Here is a 16,099-nt window from a genome sequence, read left to right as displayed (position 1 = left end):
GGCTCGCGACACACCACCGTCGCGGCGACCCGTGCCATCATGGGGCGCATGATTCTGGTGCTCAGATTGATCGTCACGGCGTTCGCGATCTGGCTGGCGGCGTCCTGGGTGGACGGCATCTCGATCGCGAGTTCGGGGCGCGGGCAGGGCTGGGACCTGGTGGTGCTGATCGGGATCGCCGCCGTGTTCACCGTGATCAACGCCTTGGTCAAGCCGATCGTGCAGTTGTTGTCGCTGCCCCTCATCGTGCTGACCCTCGGGCTGTTCCTGTTGGTGATCAACGCGTTGATGCTGCTGCTCACCGCCGCCATCACCGAGAGCACCGGGTACGGGCTCACCGTCGACGGTTTCGGGGCCGCCTTCTGGGGCGCGGTGATCGTGTCCATCGTCAACTGGGTTCTCGGTGGACTGGTGCCGGACCGGCGATCGGCGCGCCGCTGAGGCTGCCGCCGACCGCGGTCAGTCCAGCCGCGCCACGAGTGCCGTGATGGTCTCGCGAAGCTTGCCGACGCGCTCCTCGACCGGGGTGTCGTCGCGGTACTGCCGTCCCAGCGTCGGGGTCTTGATCCGCCGCGCGTACAGGGAGCAGGCCAGGTCCGAGCACAGGTAGGTGCCGACGGTGTTGCCGCGGCGGCCGGACTCACCGGTCTTGCGGGCCACCATCAGCGTGACACCGCCGTTCTGATGCCCGGTGGTGCAGATGCTGCACATCTGAGACCGGCGCGAACTGCTCTCCGAACGCAGGGCGACTCCGACGAGCCGATCCGCGGTCGGCACGACGAGGAAGCTGCGGCCCGGATACGCGGGGTCGCTCCAGCCGAGGAAGTCCAGGTCGTCCCACGGGCGACGGTCCAGATCGGTGGGGACGGGGATGCGCTTCGCCTCGCCCTTCGAGCAGTTGACGAACGATGCCCGGATCTCGGGTTCGGTCACGGGGTCCATGGGACGACCGTAGAGGGAGATCATGACCGTCGGCAACGGAATTATCCGTCGCGCGGCGACTATCCGAGCAGCAGGCCGACGGTGGTCGCCACCGCCCAGACGAGCATCGCGAGACCCGAGTCGCGCAGCGCCGGAATGAGCGCGAGGCCCTGCTGCCGGGTGCGGACGGGGGCGTTGGCACGCCAGGCCAACGGGAAGGCGACGACGCCCAGCACGGCCCACGGCGAGTGCAGGAGCAGCAGCAGGCTGACGAGGAACGGCACGCCGAGCAGCGCGGCGTGCAGACCGCGGCTCCGGGCGTCGCCCAGCCGGACCGCGAGGGTGAGCTTGCCCGCCTCGGTGTCGGTGGGAATGTCGCGGATGTTGTTGGCCACCAGGACGGCGCTCGAGAAGCAGCCCATCGCGACGGCGCACGCGAGTCCTACGAGGTCGACGCGATCGGTGAGCACGAACTGGGTGCCGAGCACGGCGACGAGGCCGAAGAAGACGAAGACGGCGATCTCTCCGAGGCCGCTGTAGCCGTAGGGCTTCGATCCGCCCGTGTAGTACCAGGCTCCCGCGATGCACACGACACCGACGAGAACCAGCCACCAGGCCGTCGTCAGGGCGAGGACGAGCCCCGCGACGGCAGCGAGTGCGAAGCACGCCACGGCCGCGCCGCGGACGGCCGACGGCGTCGCCAGCCGGGAGCCGACGAGGCGGATCGGTCCGACGCGGTCGTCGTCGGTTCCGCGGATGCCGTCGGAGTAGTCGTTGGAGAAGTTCACGCCGACGATGAGGGCGACCGACACGAGCAGTGCCACCGGGGCCTTCCACCACGTCACGTCGCCGGCCGCCGCTGCCGCACCCGCCGCGGCCACGACCGGTGCGATCGCGTTCGGAAGTGTGCGCGGCCGTGCGCCTTCGAGCCACTGGGATGCTGTCGCCATGTGTGGATCATTGCCTACGCATGCCGATGCGGCCCCGCGCGGTCGTGTTGTGAGGCCCACCGCTCCCGGCGTACACTCCGGATGCGCCCTCGACCTCGGGGGTTTCTCACAGGCTTGTCGCCGTCGGCCGTGAACGTGGCACACGAATGCGGAACCGGTTCTTCGATCGGTTCACCTGTCGCACCCCGGGGATGAACGATGGACGACATCACCAGTTCCACGATCGACGACGCCGTCGCGGCCATGACGGACGTCGAACTCGACCGCGCCATCCGCGCGCTCACACTGCGCCAGCGGTCACTGCTGCTCGGCGGTGACCTCGACACGGCCTGGGCGGTCACCGAGGATCTCGAGCGCTGCCTCGCCGCCCGGTGCGGTATGCCGCGAACCTGACACGCTCGAGCCCCAGAAGAGGCTCAGCTGGACCGCCTGCGCGGCCCACGACCCGGGTATCCGGTGTCGGTGGGCGGGACGGGATCGTCCTCGTCGGAGAATCCGACCGGTTGGAATTCCACCATCAGGAAGCGTTGTCCCGGAACACGTGTCGCCCGCAGGTCGACGACGGTCCACCCGCCGTCGACACGGCGCAGTCGCACGCCGGGGATCTCGGTGCGATGGTCCGCCCACTCGTGCATCTGCCGATAGGCCGACACGATGCGGGCGATGTCCGAGGGGTGCGGGGTGTCGCGCTGATCGACCTGCCCCTTCCACAGGATGTTCTCCACCGGATCCGTCAGCCACCGGACGACGCGCACGCGCTCGGTGTCGATGAGTGCGATCGCGGTGGGGGAGTTGCGCGTCAGCGACCGCAGCGCGAACGCCTCGACCGACGGTCCGGCCACCACGAGTTCGTCCGCGCGGAGCGAGATCGCCAACGCGTGCGACACGGTGTCGACGTACCGGCTGGCGTCGTCGGCGGACGAGGTGTCGAGCACCGTCCGCACCGCATTGCGCAGGGGCCGGGCACCGCGCGGGGTACGCAGCGCCACGGTGCCGTCCCAGCGGGTTCCGGGTTCCGCGTCGAGCAGTGCGACGAGGAGATACATCGCGCTGTCGGCGTCGTCCGCGTGGTCGAACAGCTCGAATGCCGGTGCGGCGAGCTTCGATGCCGGCTCCCGGCCCGTGACGCCGGCGATGCCGGGCGTGAACGCGAACTGTCGACGTGACGAGGACCAGTCGTAGCCGACGACGAGGGGCGGCGGTGCGTCGGAATCGTCACCGGCGTACAGCATCACACCGTGGACGGCCTTCCGGGGACCCGGTACCGCGACGGCCCGCAGCGGACCGTTCAGTCCCGGCACGGTCTCGGCCGCGTCCTCGCCGCTGGTCGCGACGAACGCGGTCATCGCACGCGCCGCGTCCGCGATGCGCTTGCTGCCGACCGCGCGGGAGAGCGCCGTCCAGTCCTTCGCCCGACCGTCCTTGGCGACGACGGTCCCCACGGGACCGGCATCGCCGTCGGGCGGTTCGGCGAGTGTCTCCACGACGATCCAGCCGTCGTGCGCGTCGGGAGCTGCTCCCGTCGCCTGCCTCGCCATCGTCACTGTCCTCCGAACCCACGAACAACCAAGCCCCCGACCCGGATGTACCGGGAGGACCTTACTCACCGTCACGGTCTCGGGCGGCTCGCCCCTCGGCGTGCGGGGGAAGATGTCATTCGGTCGGACTACACGCGACCAGGGTCGTTCGCGCCGCCGCGCGGTCCACCTTGCCCGGGCCGCGGGCCGGGAGCGCGTCCACGAACAGCACCTGCCGGGGTGCCGCGGCAGGGCCGAGCGCGTCGGCGACGGCCGCCCGGAGAGACTCCGGCGACAGCTCGACACCGGGCCGCAGCACCACCAGTGCGCCCACCCGTTCGCCCAGGCGCGGATCGGGAACGCCGACCACGACGCACTCGGCGACCCCGTCGATCCCCGCGACGGCGTCTTCCACCACTCGCGGTACGACGGTGAGTCCGCCCGTGGTGATGGCGTCGTCGGCCCTCCCGAGAATCTGCAGACGGTCGCCCTGCAGGCGTCCGAGATCATCGGTGCGGAACCACCCCGCCTCGGCGAACGCCGGGTGATCAGGCATTCCGCGGTAACCGTTCGCCAGTGTGGGTCCGCCGAGGCGCACCCGGCCGTCCGCCTCGAGGCCGACGGTCACGCCGTCCAGGGGAAGGCCGTCGTAGACGCACCCGCCGCAGGTCTCGCTCATCCCGTAGGTGCGGACCACGGTGATCCCCGCAGCGAGTGCGCGGTCGAGCACGGGAGCCGGGGTCGCGGCCCCGCCGAGCAGAACGGCGTCGAGGGACGCGAGCGCCGCGACGGCGTCCGGACGATCGAGCGCCTTCACCATCTGGGTGGGGACGAGGGAGGTGTAGCGCCGGGGCCCGCTCATCGACGCGACCGCGCGGACGAGGTGCGCGGGGTCGAATCCCGTCGACACGTCCACCACCGCGGGTTCGTGGCCGGCGGCTAGGGAGCGCAGCACCACCTGCATCCCGGCGATGTGATGGGCCGGCAGCGCGAGCAACCACTGTCCCGGCCCACCCAGCCGGGCATGGGTGGCGGCGGCGCTGGCCCGGAGTGCGGCCGCCCCGAGCAGGGCCCCCTTCGGGGTTCCCGTCGACCCGGACGTCGCGAGCACCATCGCGGTACCCGGCTCCGCGGGAGTGCCCGGTGACAGCGCGTCGGCGAGGCGTCGACGCTCACGATCGTCGTCGGCGGGGACCGGCAGGACCGGCTCGGCGGTACCGTCGAGCACGGCGCGCAGTCGCGGCAGCAGACCCAGCACCGCGTCGCCGCCGGGCACCGGGAGGACGGTCAGATCAGCCACGGCGTTGCGGGTGGTCGGGCGGAACCTCGACCACGACGATGCGTGTGCCGTCGGGGTCGGCGATCCACATCTCCGTCAGTCCCCAGGGCTCGGTCTGCGGGGGCCGCACGATCTCGACGCCCGCCGCCTCGAGCTCGGCGCGCGCCGCCTCGACGTCACGCACCTGCAGCAGAATCGTCGCCCACGCCATCGCCCCCGCCGTCGGCTCGCCGTGTCCGGCCACCTCGATCAGCGACTGCCCCGCGAAGAACACCACGCCACCGGGATACTCGCGGAAGATGCCGAGCCGCAACCGGTCCCGATAGAAGCTCAGTGTCTCGTCGACGTTTTTCGGCCGCAGAATGATCCGGCTCGCCAGCACCTCCATCGTCGGTCGCCTCTCAGAAGTACCAGGGGTAGGGAGACCAGTCCGGCTCACGCTTCTCGAGGAACGAGTCGCGACCCTCCACGGCCTCGTCGGTCATGTAGGCCAACCGCGTCGCCTCGCCCGCGAACAGCTGCTGCCCCACCAGCCCGTCGTCCTGAAGATTGAACGCGTACTTGAGCATTCGCTGCGCCTGCGGGGACTTGCCGTTGATCGTGCGCCCCCACTCGATGGCGACGGTCTCGAGGTCGGCGTGATCGACCACCTTGTTCACAGCACCCATCCGGTGCATGTCCTCGGCGGTGTAGGTGTCACCGAGGAAGAAGATCTCGCGAGCGAACTTCTGCCCCACCATCTTCGCCAGGTACGCGCTGCCGTATCCGCCGTCGAAGCTGCCCACGTCGGCGTCGGTCTGCTTGAAGCGGGCGTGTTCCCGGCTCGCCAGAGTCAGGTCGCAGACCACGTGCAGGCTGTGTCCGCCGCCCGCGGCCCACCCGTTGACGAGGCAGATCACGACCTTGGGCATTGTGCGGATCAGGCGCTGCACCTCGAGGATGTGGAGCCGTCCCGCGCGCGCCCGGTCCACGGTCTCGGCCGTGTCGCCGCTGGCGTACTGGTAGCCGGACCGCCCCCGGATGCGCTGGTCGCCGCCGGAACAGAAGGCCCACCCGCCGTCCTTCTCGCTGGGCCCGTTGCCCGTGAGGAGGACGGCGCCGACGTCGGAGGTCATCCGGGCGTGGTCGAGCGTGCGGTACAGCTCGTCGACGGTGCCGGGGCGGAAGGCGTTGCGTACCTCGGGGCGATCGAACGCGATGCGCACGGTGCCGTCGGTGACGTGGCGGTGGTAGGTGATGTCCACCAGGTCCTCGAAGCCGGGGACCGCGGTCCACTGCTCGGGCTGGAACGGCGAGGTCTGATCGGTCACCCTCGACAGCCTAACGACGGACCGAATCGGACTCCGCGTTACCGTCGTCCGATGACCGACGATTCCCCCCACGGCGGATTCCCGAAGTTCACCAGGGCCACGCCGCCGCCGGACTACGGCCGGTTGATCGAGGCGTTGCGCACCGTCCAGGACCTCGCGGTGTCCACGGACCTGCCGGACGACCAGCTCGCCCTGGCCGCCGACCAGGCGGAGAAACTCGCTGCGACCATGGCGCCGTACGTGGTGCCGGAGGGTCTGTCACCGGCGGGCCGCGCGCTGGAGCTCCCGGGCCGCGGCAGTCTGCTGATGCTGCCGTGGACCATCGAGAAATACGGCGCCGAGGGCGTGCGGTCCACCGGTGTGTTCCGCCGGTTCCATCTCGGCGGCAACGGCGCAGCCCACGGCGGCACGCTGCCGTTGCTGTTCGACGACCTCTTCGGGCTGATCCAGCACGCGTACGGTCGCCCGATCAGCCGCACCGCTTTCCTGCACATCGACTACCGCGCCGTGACCCCGTTGAACGAGCAGCTCGTCGCCGAGGGGCACGTGACGAAGGTCGAGGGCCGCAAGACGTTCATCGAGGCCCGGTTGACCAAGCAGGACGGCACGCTCGTCGCCGAGAGCAACGCCCTCATGGTGCAGTTGCTCCCCGGCCAGCAGTGACGGCGGCACCCGCTCCCGGGCTCGACGAGATCGTCGCGTCGGCCCACGTGCTGTCGCTGCCCATGCGCACCCGGTTCCGCGGCATCACGACGCGGGAGGTACTGGTGTTCTCCGGACCCGCCGGATGGGGCGAGTTCGGCGCCTTCCCCGAGTACGACGACGCCGAGGCGTCGGCGTGGCTGCGTGCCGGCATCGAGATGGCGTGGCAGGGCGCGCCCGATCCGGTGCGGGACCACGTCGAAGTCAACGCCACCGTGCCCGCGGTGCCCGCCGCCGAGGTGCCCGCCGTGCTCGCGCGCTATTCCGGCACGCGCACGGCGAAGGTCAAGGTCGCCGAGAAGGGCCAGACCCTCGACGACGACGTCGCACGCGTCGAGGCGGTCCGGGCGCTCGTCCCCACCGTGCGTGTCGACGCCAACGGGGGCTGGACGGTCGACGAGGCCGAGACGGCCCTGCGCGCCCTCACCGAGAACGGTGACCTCGAGTACGCGGAGCAGCCCTGCGCGACGGTCGAGGAACTCGCCGAGGTGCGCAGACGCGTGCGCGGAGTGTCGATCGCCGCCGACGAGAGCATCCGGCGAGCCGAGGACCCGCTGCGCGTGGTGCGGGCCGGGGCCGCCGACGTGGCCGTCGTCAAGGTGCCGCCGCTGGGCGGGGTGCGGGCGGTGCTGCGGCTCGCCGAGGAATTGGCGCAGTACGGCGTCCCCGTGGTCGTGTCGAGCGCCCTCGACTCGGCGATCGGCATGTCCGCGGGACTCGCTGCGGCGGCGGCCCTGCCGTCGAGTGCCGCGTGCGGCCTGGGCACCGGCGCACTGTTCGTCACCGACGTGGCCGAGCCGCGAGCACTCGTCGACGGTCGGCTGCGGGTCGACACCGTCGTCCCCGATGCGGATCGACTCCGCGAGCTCGCCGCCCCGGACGATCGGCGGGCGTGGTGGCTGGAGCGTCTCGCCCGGTGCCATCCCCTCGCTCTGTTGTAGGGTCGCGCCGACCAGAAACCTTCTCCGAGAACGGCGTTTGCGCCCGACTCTCAACCAAGAGAACGGCCTCCGGCCTGACTCCCGACGACAGGATTGTTTCCCGTGGCATCACTGCAGACCACCCTCCTCGACGAGAACACCGCACCGGCCGTGCGCGCGGACGTCCGCGCGCTGATCGACGCCGAGGTCTCCGACAAGAAGGGCGCCTCCGGCCTGGCGGTCAAGGGCGGATACGGCGCCGTGAAGAAGGTGAGCCCCAGCGTCGTCGACGATGCGGTCGCCAAGCTGTGGCCGAGCTTCGTCGAGAAGCTCGACCCGTTCTGGCAGCGGTACCAGGCCGCGCCGACCGGCACGTTCGGTGAGTTCCTCGCCGCGAACGGTGACGAGGCGTCCGACGCGCTGCTGTCCGTCACCGACGCGCGCATCGACGAGACCAGCAAGTCGACCATCAAGAAGGCGTACTCCTCGCTCCGCCCCTCGGCGAAGAAGAACGTCACCGAGGCTCTCCCGCGCGTCGGCGCCCTGGTGCAGAAGTACGCAGCCTGACCCCCGTGCGCCTTTCGCGTGTCCCCGGATGCGCGAAAGGCGCACGGAGGGCCGGATCGTCGATGATGGAGCCATGACTCCACGCAACGATCTCGCAGCCCTCACCAGTGGACGCAACTTCTGGAGCACCGAGCAGCAGGACGGGCTCCCGGCGATCACGCTGACCGACGGCCCGCACGGCGTGCGGATGCAGGCGAGCGACAGCGACATGTTCTCCGGACGACCCGCGACGTGCTTCCCGCCGGCCACCGCCACCGCGAGTACCTGGGATCCCGACCTGCTGCGGCGGATGGGAGAGGCGCTGGCCACCGAGGCCCGGTCGATGGACGTGTCCGTCCTGCTGGGACCCGGCATCAACATCAAGCGCAGCCCGCTCGGTGGCCGCAACTTCGAGTACTTCTCGGAGGACCCGTTGCTCACGGGCACGCTCGCCGCCGCCTACGTGCAGGGCGTGCAGAGCCGGGGCGTCGGCACCTCGCTCAAGCACTTCGCGGTCAACAGCCAGGAGACCGACCGCATGCGCGTGAGCGCCGAGGTGGACGAACGCACCCTGCGCGAGATCTACCTCCGGGCGTTCCAGCGTGTGGTGGAGCAGTCGCAGCCGTGGACCGTCATGTGCTCCTACAACCGCATCAACGGCGTCCACGCCTCGCGGAACCGGTGGCTCCTGACGGACGTGCTGCGCGGCGAGTGGGGTTTCGAGGGCGCCGTCGTGTCCGACTGGGGCGCCGTCGTGGACCGGGTCGACTCGATCGCCGCGGGCCTCGACCTGACGATGCCCGGACCCGACGCTGCCGGTGACCAGCGGGTCGCCGACGCGGCGGAGTCCGGTGCGCTCGATCCGGGCACTCTCGAGACTGCGGCGGCGCGCGTGCGCGCACTGATCGAGCGCGCGCAGGACGCGAGCGGTTCCGTGGACGTCGATCACGATGCCCACCATGCGCTGGCCCGAGAGATCGCGAGCCGGGCGATCGTCCTGCTGAAGAACGACGGTCTGCTGCCGCTCGAGCCCGGTTCCGGATCGATCGCCGTGCTCGGCGAGATCGCCCGCACCCCGCGCTACCAGGGCGGCGGTAGTTCGCAGATCACCCCGACCCGGTTGGACGACGCGCTGTCGGCGATCACCGCTGCCGCGCAGGGCGAGGTGGCGTTCGCGCCCGGGTACGACGCCGACCACGCGTCGACCGAGGAGACCGACGCCGACGACGGACTGCTGAACGAGGCCGTCGAGCTCGCTCGCACGCACGACATCGCCCTCGTCTTCGTCGGCAACGATCCCGAGACCGAGGGCATGGACCGCACCACGCTGGCGCTGCCGGAAGGCCATCTGGCCCTGGTCGAGCGAGTGCGCGCGGTGAACGAGAACACCGTGGTGGTGCTGTCGAACGGCGGCGTGGTCCTGACGTCGCCGTGGGACACCGACGTCCCCGCGATCCTCGAGACGTGGCTGCTGGGACAGGCCGGCGGCGGAGCGATCGCCGACGTGCTGTTCGGCGTCGTGAACCCGTCGGGACGGCTCGCCGAGACCGTTCCGCTCCGGCTCGAGGACCACCCGTCCTACCTGGACTTCCCCGGTGAGCACGGGGTCGTCCGCTACGGCGAGGGCATCCACGTGGGCTACCGCGGCTTCGATGCGCGCGAGACCGACGTGTCGTACCCCTTCGGGTGGGGCCTGTCGTACACGACGTTCGAGTACGGCGACGTGACCGCGACGGTGGGGGAGCACGGCATCGACGTCACGGTGCCGGTGACCAACACCGGGAACCGGGACGGCCGGGAGGTCGTGCAGATCTACGTGTCCGCGCCCGACGAGGACGCGCACCGTGTTCCGCGTGAGCTCGCGGCGTTCGAGTCGGTCGAGATCGCCGCGGGTGCGACCGAGACCGTGACTCTCACCGTCCGGCGTGCCGACCTGGCGTACTGGGACACCCGGGTGTCGTCCTGGATCGTGGCGCCGGGCGAGTACGTCGTGGCCGCGGCGGCATCGTCGCGCGATCTCCGGAGCGTCGCGATCGTCTCCGTGACGGGCGACGACGTCCGCCTGCCGTTGACGGCCGAGTCGACCGTCACCGAGTGGCTGGACGATCCGCGCGGCGGTGACCTGCTGCGGACGGCCATCGAGGACGGCGACGGACCGTCGGTGGCACAGGCGATGATGGGCAACCCGGAGACGGCAGTCTTCCTGTCGAGCGTCCCGCTCGCCCGCATGGTGGCCTTCGGCGACGGAACCCTGACACCCGATGTCGTCGCGCGGCTCGTGCAGGACGCGAACGGCTAGCCGCGCCCGCGTGCCCGGGTGAACAGCGGGACCACCAGCAGCATCATGAACACCCGGAGCACCTGGGCCGCCACGACGAAGGTCACGTTCACGCTGCTCGCCGCCGCCAGCGCGAGCACCGCGTAGATACCGCCCGGCGTCGTGGCGAGGTAGGCCTCGTACGGGGTGATACCGGTGGTGCCCACCAGGATCAGGCCGAGCAGCGCGCAGCCCACCGCGATGGCGATGATCAGCAGTACTGCCCACGGGATGATGCGGCCGATGGACTTCAGGCTGTCGAGGGTGAACTGCAGGCCGGCCTGCCACCCGATGACGATGTAGACGAGCTGGAGCAGCAGAAACGGCACGCCGGCGTCGCCCGTCCACCCCAGCAGGTCCGCGGCACCGGAGATCAGCAACGGTCCGAGCAGGGCGGGCGCGGGCAGGCGGATCAGTCGGCCCAGCGGGATGCCCACCAGCAGGCACACCGCGATGAAGAGCGCGTCCGTCCAGAGCGGGGCGGAGGCGGTGTCGAGCGATCCGCTCTGTCCGGTGTCCGCCGAGAAGACCACCGTGGCGACGAACGGTAGCGACGCGGTGACCAGCAGCACCCGGACGTACTGCACCACGGCGACCACCCGCTCGTCGCCGCCCAGATCACGGGCGATCGCGACCATGCCGGACGCACCCCCGGCCACGAGTGCGAGGGCGCCGGTGGTGGCGTCGAGGTCACGATGCAGTCCGAGGAGAGCGCCGGCCGCGATGGACAGCACCAGGGTGCCGAGCGAGACGACCACCACCCAGATCCAGTCGGACCCCAGCGAGGACATCGTGTCCCGATCGAGCAGGGTGCCGATCTCGACGCCGAGCACGGCCTGCGCGCCCATCGACGCGGTGCGCGGAACCTTCCCCGGGCCCCACCCGCACAACGCGAACACCGTCGCCACGGCGAGCGCGACGAACAGCGCGGCCGACGGAACGCCGACCCGCTCCGCCAGGACGGCGACGACGACGGTCGCCAGAGCGAGCGAGGCCCAGCGCACCGTGCGCGAGCGGTCGAACGGGACCCGATCCGGACTCAAGGCCTGTCGGGGCGCTGGATTCGTCGCACGGCCGGGGGCATGCCCCACTCGTCGCGGCCGAGCCGGCTCAGCGGTGCGAGGGCGCCGAAGTCGGGCAACCCGTCCTCCGCGAGGAACTCCGGACGCACCGTGATCATCGTGACCGCGCCCATGACGACGAACGAGTTGCCCACCTCGACCACCTGGTGGAGCGTCGCCTCGATCGAGAGCGGGGACGCGACGACGCGCGGCGGGCGGACGGTCTCACTGGGCTCGCTCTCGAGGTCGACCGCGGTGTACTCGCTCACCGAGGCGTCGTAGTTCGCGGACGTCTGATTGATCTGCTCGAACAACGACTCGGTGGCGAGGTTGACGACGAACTCGCCCGTCTCCTCGATGTTCCGCAGGCTGTCCTTACGGCCGACCGACGTGAACTGCACCACGGCGGGTGCGCTGGAGGAGACGGAGAAGAAGCTGTACGGCGCCAGGTTCGGTACGCCGTCCGCGGAGACCGTCGACACCCACGCGATGGGTCTGGGCACCACTGACGTGGTGAGAAGCTTGTAATAGTCGCCGGCGTCCATGGTCTGCGGATCGAAGTGTGTGCGCACCGGTTCATCGTGCCAGGACCGCGCGCGCCCTGGAGGCCGGCCGATCATTCAGGCAGGTCCGGCATCTGTGACACTCTGAAATGGTGAATCCGTCCACCTCTCAAGCCGCCGTCGTCGTCGACGAGATGATCCGCGGCGGCGTCCAGGACGTCGTGCTGTGCCCCGGATCGCGCAACGCGCCGCTCGCGTTCGCGCTCGAGGCCGCCGACCGTGCCGGTCGCGTCCGCCTGCACATGCGCATCGACGAACGCACCGCCGGCTTCCTCGCCATCGGACTGGCCGTGTCCGGCCGCCGACCCGTCCCGGTCGTGATGACGTCCGGCACCGCCGTCGCCAATCTCGGACCCGCCGTCCTCGAGGCCAACTACGCCCGCATTCCGCTGGTCGTGCTCAGCGCCAACCGCCCCTACGAGATGCTCGGCACCGGCGCCAACCAGACGGTCGAGCAACTCGGCCTGTTCGCGGGTCAGGTGCGCGCGACCATCAGCCTCGGTCTCGCCGAGGAGTCCGACCAGGTCAACAGCCAGTGGCGGTCGGCCGTGTGCCGCGTCCTGGCTGCCGCACGCGGTACGCGCTCGGGCAACGCCGGCCCGGTCCACTTCGACATGCCGCTGCGTGAGCCCCTCACGCCCGACCTGGCCGACTCCCGCCCCGCCCCGGAGGGACGTCCCGACGGCTCCCCGTGGACCACCACGCAGTACGCGACGCTCGACGTTCCGGTGGACCTGGACCTCTCGGTGGACACCGTCGTCATCTCCGGACACGGCGCCGCCTATCGGCCGGAACTCGCCGGGCTGCCGACGGTCGCCGAGCCGACCGCGCCCCTGCACGGCCACCCGCTCAACCCGCTCGCGCTCGGTGCGCTGTCGCCGCGCCAGGCCATCATCACCGGGCGTCCCACGCTGCATCGTCAGGTCTCGAAGGTGCTGGCCGACCCGGCCGTCTCCGTCATCGCTCTCACCACCGGACCCCGCTGGCCCGACGTCTCGGGCAACGTCGTGGCGACCGGAACGCGCGCGCTGGTCACCGGGACACCGTCACCCGAGTGGCTGCGTCGCTGTGCCGACGCCTCGGAGTCGGCCGATGCCGCGGTCCGCGGGCAGCTCGACTCGCTCTCGATTCCAACGGGTCTGCACGTCGCCGCCGCCGTGTCGTCGGCACGTCGGCCGGGTGATCTGCTCGTGCTCGGCGCCTCCAACCCGGTGCGCGACATGGCGCTGGTCGGCTACCCGGCGGAGGACGTCCGGGTGCTGTCCAATCGCGGTGTGGCGGGCATCGACGGCACCGTCTCCACCGCGGTGGGCGCTGCGCTGGCACACGACGGCCGCACCATCGCGTTGATGGGGGACCTGACGTTCCTGCACGACGCGTCCGGACTGCTCATCGGCACCGGGGAGCCCCGACCGCGAGACCTCACCATCGTCGTCGCGAACGACGACGGTGGCGGCATCTTCGAACTGCTCGAGCAAGGTGATCCCCAGTACGCGGGCGTCTTCGAGCGCGTGTTCGGCACTCCGCACGGCATGGACCTCGCGGCGCTGTGTGCCGCCTACCGGATCCCGCACCGGCGGGTCGATCCCGACGAGCTCGCGAAGCTGCTCACGGGTCACGCCGAGGGCACCCGCGTGCTCGAGGTGACCACCGATCGGTCCGGTCTACGCGATCTGCACGCGTCGATCCGCGCTGCCCTCTAGGCCCTGTCGGCGAGGTACTCCCGTGCCTGCTTGCTCTCGGAGTGCACCATCTTGCCGATCATCTCGGTGACCATGCCCTCGATCTTGCCGCCGACGAACGGGACCTTCACCTCGGCCGTCCCCCTCAGGGTCAGGCGCGATCCGGTGCCGTGAGGCACCAGTTCGAACGTTCCGCGCACCTTCGAGGTCAAGCCCGTCGATCCGCCTTCGAGCGTGCCGTTCGCACGGTCGCCTTCGAGCGGTCCCCAGCTGTCCTTGCGCGTGATCACCAGGTCGCCGCGAATCACCTTCCGGACGAACCCCGGCAGCACGGACGCGCCGACCCCCTCGGAGATCACCACGTCGAAGCCGCCGTCGGGCCGGTGCGAGTACTCCACGCTGGCCCGGTCGGAGACCTCCTTGGTTCGCTTGTCCCACAACGCTTCGTCCGTCAAGGCGGAGTGCGCCTGCGCCGGTGTCACGTCGAAGTCCTCGGTGTAACTGAATTTCCGCCCCATGGCGGGAGACGTTACTCGGCGTACCGCTGCCGACGTCCTGCGTGGTGCGGTCGCTAGCCTGTTCTGGTGAACCCCGTCGTCCCGAGTCCGGCCGGTGCCGAGATGTCCGGTGGCGACACGCCTGCTGTCGAGAACTCCGAGGCTGACGGGGCCCCGGTGCGGCGCCGCTCGCGCGTTCCCACCGTTCTCCTGGTGATCGCCACCGTCGTCTCGGTGCTCGCGGTCCTGTTGGTCCTCGCGGCGTGGCGCAACGACCACACCATCTCCTCGGACGAGGGCGTCGCCACGGCCGAGGTGCTGTCGGCCGGACGTCTGCGCTCGGCGGTGAGCTTCGTGACTCCCGACGGCGAGATGCACAATCCCAAGCTCGGAGTGCTGTACCCGACCAACCTCGTCGCCGGTCAGCGCATCGACGTCGAGTACTCCCGCAGCGATCCCGACCTGGTGCGGGTCGCCGGCCGCGACGCCTCGGTGGCCGTCGTGCCCGCGCTCTCCGTCATCGTCGTCACGTGGCTGATCGCCGGCCCGTCGATCCTCTACCTGCGGCGCCGCGACGCGCGCGTCTGACCCGGTACCGGAGGGTTCGCCCGGGGTTCGCCCGCTGGTCACGTCGCCCTCGCATCGCGGTCGTCGCGGCGCGGAACAGTCCACGGTGTGCGCATAGCCGTGGTCGCCGAATCGTTCCTGCCTCACGTCAACGGTGTCACCAACTCGATTCTCCGTGTGCTCGAGCATGCGGAGTCCGCAGGTCACGACGCCATGATCGTCGCGCCGGACACGCCGGCCGGGGTGCCCGCGGCACCGACCTCACACGGCTCGTTCCCGGTTCTGCGAGTGCCGTCGGTGATGGTCCCCAAGGTGAGTTCGCTGCCCGTCGGCGTGCCGAGCCCCGGTATGACCGCCGCGCTGCGCTCGTTCGCGCCCGACGTGGTGCACCTGGCATCGCCGTTCTCGCTCGGTGCCGGTGGCCTCGCGGCCGCGCGGAGGCTGGACGTCCCGGCCGTCGCCGTCTATCAGACCGATGTCGCCGGGTTCGCCGAGAGTTACGGTCTCGGGTTGACCTCGCGTGCCTGCTGGGCGTGGACCCGCCGGATCCACAAGGGCAGTGCCCGCACCCTCGCACCGTCGACGTCGGCGATGGACGCACTCGCCGCGCACGGCATCCCCCGCGTGCATCGCTGGGGTCGGGGAGTGGACACCGTGCGCTTCGCGCCGTCGTCGCGGAACGCGGAGCGTCGTGCGCAGTGGGACGCGGGCGACGCGCTGGTGGTGGGCTTCGTCGGCCGGTTGGCACCGGAGAAGCACGTGGAACGCCTCGCGGTACTCGAGCGGACATCGGGCGTGCGCGTGGTGATCGTCGGTGACGGTCCGGAGCGCGCACGGCTCGAGGCGCTCATGCCGTCCGCGGTGTTCACCGGTCAGCTGGGCGGGCAGGCCCTGTCGGAGGCCTACGCGTCCTTCGACGTGTTCGCGCACCCCGGTGAGCACGAGACGTTCTGCCAGACCGTCCAGGAGGCGCTCGCGAGCGGTGTCCCCGTGATCGGACCCGACGCCGGCGGTCCCCGCGATCTGGTGAGCCACTGCCGCAACGGGTACCTGCTGCCCGTGGATCGGTACGAGGAGTTGCTGCCGAGCGCCGTGCAGGCCCTCGCCGACCCCACCACGCGTGCGAGGTTCGCCACGTCCGCGCGCAAGTCCGTCCTGCATCGCACCTGGCCCGCGCTGTGCAGCCAGTTGATCGGCCACTACGAGGCGGTCATCGGCACCTCGGACGTCGGACGGCGGACGACGGCGGCCTAGGTGAGTGCGCGGC

The 16,099-nt window shown here is 70.8% G+C and carries 18 protein-coding genes; 9 read left to right on the top strand and 9 right to left on the bottom strand.

Annotated features, from left to right (window positions below; translation table 11 throughout):
* Nucleotides 1-48: 48 nt before the first annotated feature.
* Nucleotides 49-441, top strand: a complete 393-nt coding sequence (locus HQ314_RS08085; protein ID WP_222650063.1) for a phage holin family protein — start codon at nt 49-51, stop codon at nt 439-441.
* An 18-nt stretch (nt 442-459) separates the two neighbouring features.
* Here HQ314_RS08085 and HQ314_RS08080 read toward each other — a convergent pair whose 3' ends face one another.
* The gene (locus tag HQ314_RS08080) at nt 460-942 is read right to left on the bottom strand and encodes an FBP domain-containing protein (RefSeq protein ID WP_222649784.1); all 483 of its coding nucleotides are present in this window, start codon (nt 940-942) and stop codon (nt 460-462) included.
* Between the two features lie 59 nt (nt 943-1,001).
* Nucleotides 1,002-1,871, bottom strand: a complete 870-nt coding sequence (locus HQ314_RS08075) for a 1,4-dihydroxy-2-naphthoate polyprenyltransferase (RefSeq protein ID WP_027504531.1) — start codon at nt 1,869-1,871, stop codon at nt 1,002-1,004.
* 198 nt (nt 1,872-2,069) lie between these two features.
* Here HQ314_RS08075 and HQ314_RS08070 point away from each other — a divergent pair, with 198 nt between their 5' ends.
* On the top strand, nt 2,070-2,264 hold the full coding sequence (locus HQ314_RS08070; RefSeq protein ID WP_037184696.1) for a hypothetical protein: 195 nt from the start codon (nt 2,070-2,072) through the stop codon (nt 2,262-2,264).
* 23 nt (nt 2,265-2,287) lie between these two features.
* On the opposite strand, the gene HQ314_RS08065 is transcribed toward HQ314_RS08070, so the two are convergent.
* From HQ314_RS08065 to HQ314_RS08050, 4 genes are all read right to left on the bottom strand, one after another.
* On the bottom strand, nt 2,288-3,409 hold the full coding sequence (locus HQ314_RS08065; RefSeq protein WP_155956939.1) for a GAF domain-containing protein: 1,122 nt from the start codon (nt 3,407-3,409) through the stop codon (nt 2,288-2,290).
* Nucleotides 3,410-3,524: 115 nt separating this feature from the next.
* Nucleotides 3,525-4,688: an o-succinylbenzoate--CoA ligase gene (gene menE / locus HQ314_RS08060; RefSeq protein WP_222649783.1), complete on the bottom strand. Its 1,164-nt coding sequence runs from the start codon at nt 4,686-4,688 to the stop codon at nt 3,525-3,527.
* Nucleotides 4,681-5,055: a VOC family protein gene (locus HQ314_RS08055; protein WP_222649782.1), complete on the bottom strand. Its 375-nt coding sequence runs from the start codon at nt 5,053-5,055 to the stop codon at nt 4,681-4,683. The genes menE and HQ314_RS08055 overlap by 8 nt, the downstream gene beginning before the upstream one ends.
* 13 nt (nt 5,056-5,068) lie before the next feature.
* The gene (locus HQ314_RS08050; protein WP_373425200.1) at nt 5,069-5,977 is read right to left on the bottom strand and encodes a 1,4-dihydroxy-2-naphthoyl-CoA synthase; all 909 of its coding nucleotides are present in this window, start codon (nt 5,975-5,977) and stop codon (nt 5,069-5,071) included.
* A gap of 51 nt (nt 5,978-6,028) precedes the next feature.
* Here HQ314_RS08050 and HQ314_RS08045 point away from each other — a divergent pair, with 51 nt between their 5' ends.
* The 4 genes from HQ314_RS08045 (at nt 6,029) to HQ314_RS08030 (ending at nt 10,444) form a co-directional block, all read left to right on the top strand.
* Entirely contained in the window at nt 6,029-6,640 is a 612-nt protein-coding gene (locus HQ314_RS08045; protein WP_027504536.1) for a PaaI family thioesterase, read from the top strand.
* Nucleotides 6,637-7,620, top strand: a complete 984-nt coding sequence (locus HQ314_RS08040; protein WP_222649781.1) for an o-succinylbenzoate synthase — start codon at nt 6,637-6,639, stop codon at nt 7,618-7,620. Before HQ314_RS08045 ends, HQ314_RS08040 begins: the two co-directional genes overlap by 4 nt.
* 102 nt (nt 7,621-7,722) lie before the next feature.
* On the top strand, nt 7,723-8,166 hold the full coding sequence (locus tag HQ314_RS08035) for a hypothetical protein (protein WP_037184699.1): 444 nt from the start codon (nt 7,723-7,725) through the stop codon (nt 8,164-8,166).
* Between the two features lie 73 nt (nt 8,167-8,239).
* Entirely contained in the window at nt 8,240-10,444 is a 2,205-nt protein-coding gene (locus HQ314_RS08030; RefSeq protein WP_222649780.1) for a glycoside hydrolase family 3 C-terminal domain-containing protein, read from the top strand.
* On the opposite strand, the gene HQ314_RS08025 is transcribed toward HQ314_RS08030, so the two are convergent.
* Nucleotides 10,441-11,505, bottom strand: coding sequence for an AbrB family transcriptional regulator (locus HQ314_RS08025; RefSeq protein ID WP_222645474.1), 1,065 nt, complete (start codon nt 11,503-11,505; stop codon nt 10,441-10,443). The two genes, HQ314_RS08030 and HQ314_RS08025, sit on opposite strands and share 4 nt — an antisense overlap.
* A complete protein-coding gene (locus HQ314_RS08020; RefSeq protein WP_027504541.1) occupies nt 11,502-12,095 on the bottom strand; it encodes a flavin reductase family protein in 594 nt (197 codons plus the stop codon). Before HQ314_RS08020 ends, HQ314_RS08025 begins: the two co-directional genes overlap by 4 nt.
* Nucleotides 12,096-12,178: 83 nt before the next feature.
* Here HQ314_RS08020 and menD point away from each other — a divergent pair, with 83 nt between their 5' ends.
* Nucleotides 12,179-13,789, top strand: coding sequence for a 2-succinyl-5-enolpyruvyl-6-hydroxy-3-cyclohexene-1-carboxylic-acid synthase (gene menD / locus HQ314_RS08015; protein ID WP_222631857.1), 1,611 nt, complete (start codon nt 12,179-12,181; stop codon nt 13,787-13,789).
* On the opposite strand, the gene HQ314_RS08010 is transcribed toward menD, so the two are convergent.
* On the bottom strand, nt 13,786-14,286 hold the full coding sequence (locus tag HQ314_RS08010; protein WP_222649778.1) for a DUF2505 domain-containing protein: 501 nt from the start codon (nt 14,284-14,286) through the stop codon (nt 13,786-13,788). The genes menD and HQ314_RS08010 overlap by 4 nt on opposite strands.
* Nucleotides 14,287-14,388: 102 nt before the next feature.
* Between HQ314_RS08010 and HQ314_RS08005 the strand changes: the two genes are divergently transcribed.
* Complete coding sequence (locus HQ314_RS08005; protein ID WP_261781558.1) at nt 14,389-14,853, top strand: DUF3592 domain-containing protein; 465 nt, start codon at nt 14,389-14,391, stop codon at nt 14,851-14,853.
* Nucleotides 14,854-14,940: 87 nt separating this feature from the next.
* On the top strand, nt 14,941-16,086 hold the full coding sequence (locus HQ314_RS08000) for a glycosyltransferase family 1 protein (protein ID WP_222649777.1): 1,146 nt from the start codon (nt 14,941-14,943) through the stop codon (nt 16,084-16,086).
* Nucleotides 16,087-16,099: the final 13 nt, after the last annotated feature.

Origin of the sequence: Rhodococcus sp. BP-332 (assembly GCF_019836065.1) — a bacterium.
Taxonomy (GTDB): Bacteria; Actinomycetota; Actinomycetes; order Mycobacteriales; family Mycobacteriaceae; genus Rhodococcoides.
This window is presented reverse-complemented; position numbering and strand designations above follow the sequence as displayed.

Excerpts from the sequence above, each read along its gene's own strand:
- HQ314_RS08085 (WP_222650063.1), top strand. The coding sequence starts at position 49 with ATGATTCTGGTGCTCAGATTGATCGTCACGGCGTTCGCGATCTGGCTG.
- HQ314_RS08080 (WP_222649784.1), bottom strand. The coding sequence starts at position 942 with ATGGACCCCGTGACCGAACCCGAGATCCGGGCATCGTTCGTCAACTGC.
- HQ314_RS08075 (WP_027504531.1), bottom strand. The coding sequence starts at position 1,871 with ATGGCGACAGCATCCCAGTGGCTCGAAGGCGCACGGCCGCGCACACTT.
- HQ314_RS08070 (WP_037184696.1), top strand. The coding sequence starts at position 2,070 with ATGGACGACATCACCAGTTCCACGATCGACGACGCCGTCGCGGCCATG.
- HQ314_RS08065 (WP_155956939.1), bottom strand. The coding sequence starts at position 3,409 with ATGGCGAGGCAGGCGACGGGAGCAGCTCCCGACGCGCACGACGGCTGG.
- HQ314_RS08055 (WP_222649782.1), bottom strand. The coding sequence starts at position 5,055 with ATGGAGGTGCTGGCGAGCCGGATCATTCTGCGGCCGAAAAACGTCGAC.
- HQ314_RS08045 (WP_027504536.1), top strand. The coding sequence starts at position 6,029 with ATGACCGACGATTCCCCCCACGGCGGATTCCCGAAGTTCACCAGGGCC.
- HQ314_RS08030 (WP_222649780.1), top strand. The coding sequence starts at position 8,240 with ATGACTCCACGCAACGATCTCGCAGCCCTCACCAGTGGACGCAACTTC.
- HQ314_RS08010 (WP_222649778.1), bottom strand. The coding sequence starts at position 14,286 with ATGGGGCGGAAATTCAGTTACACCGAGGACTTCGACGTGACACCGGCG.
- HQ314_RS08005 (WP_261781558.1), top strand. The coding sequence starts at position 14,389 with ATGTCCGGTGGCGACACGCCTGCTGTCGAGAACTCCGAGGCTGACGGG.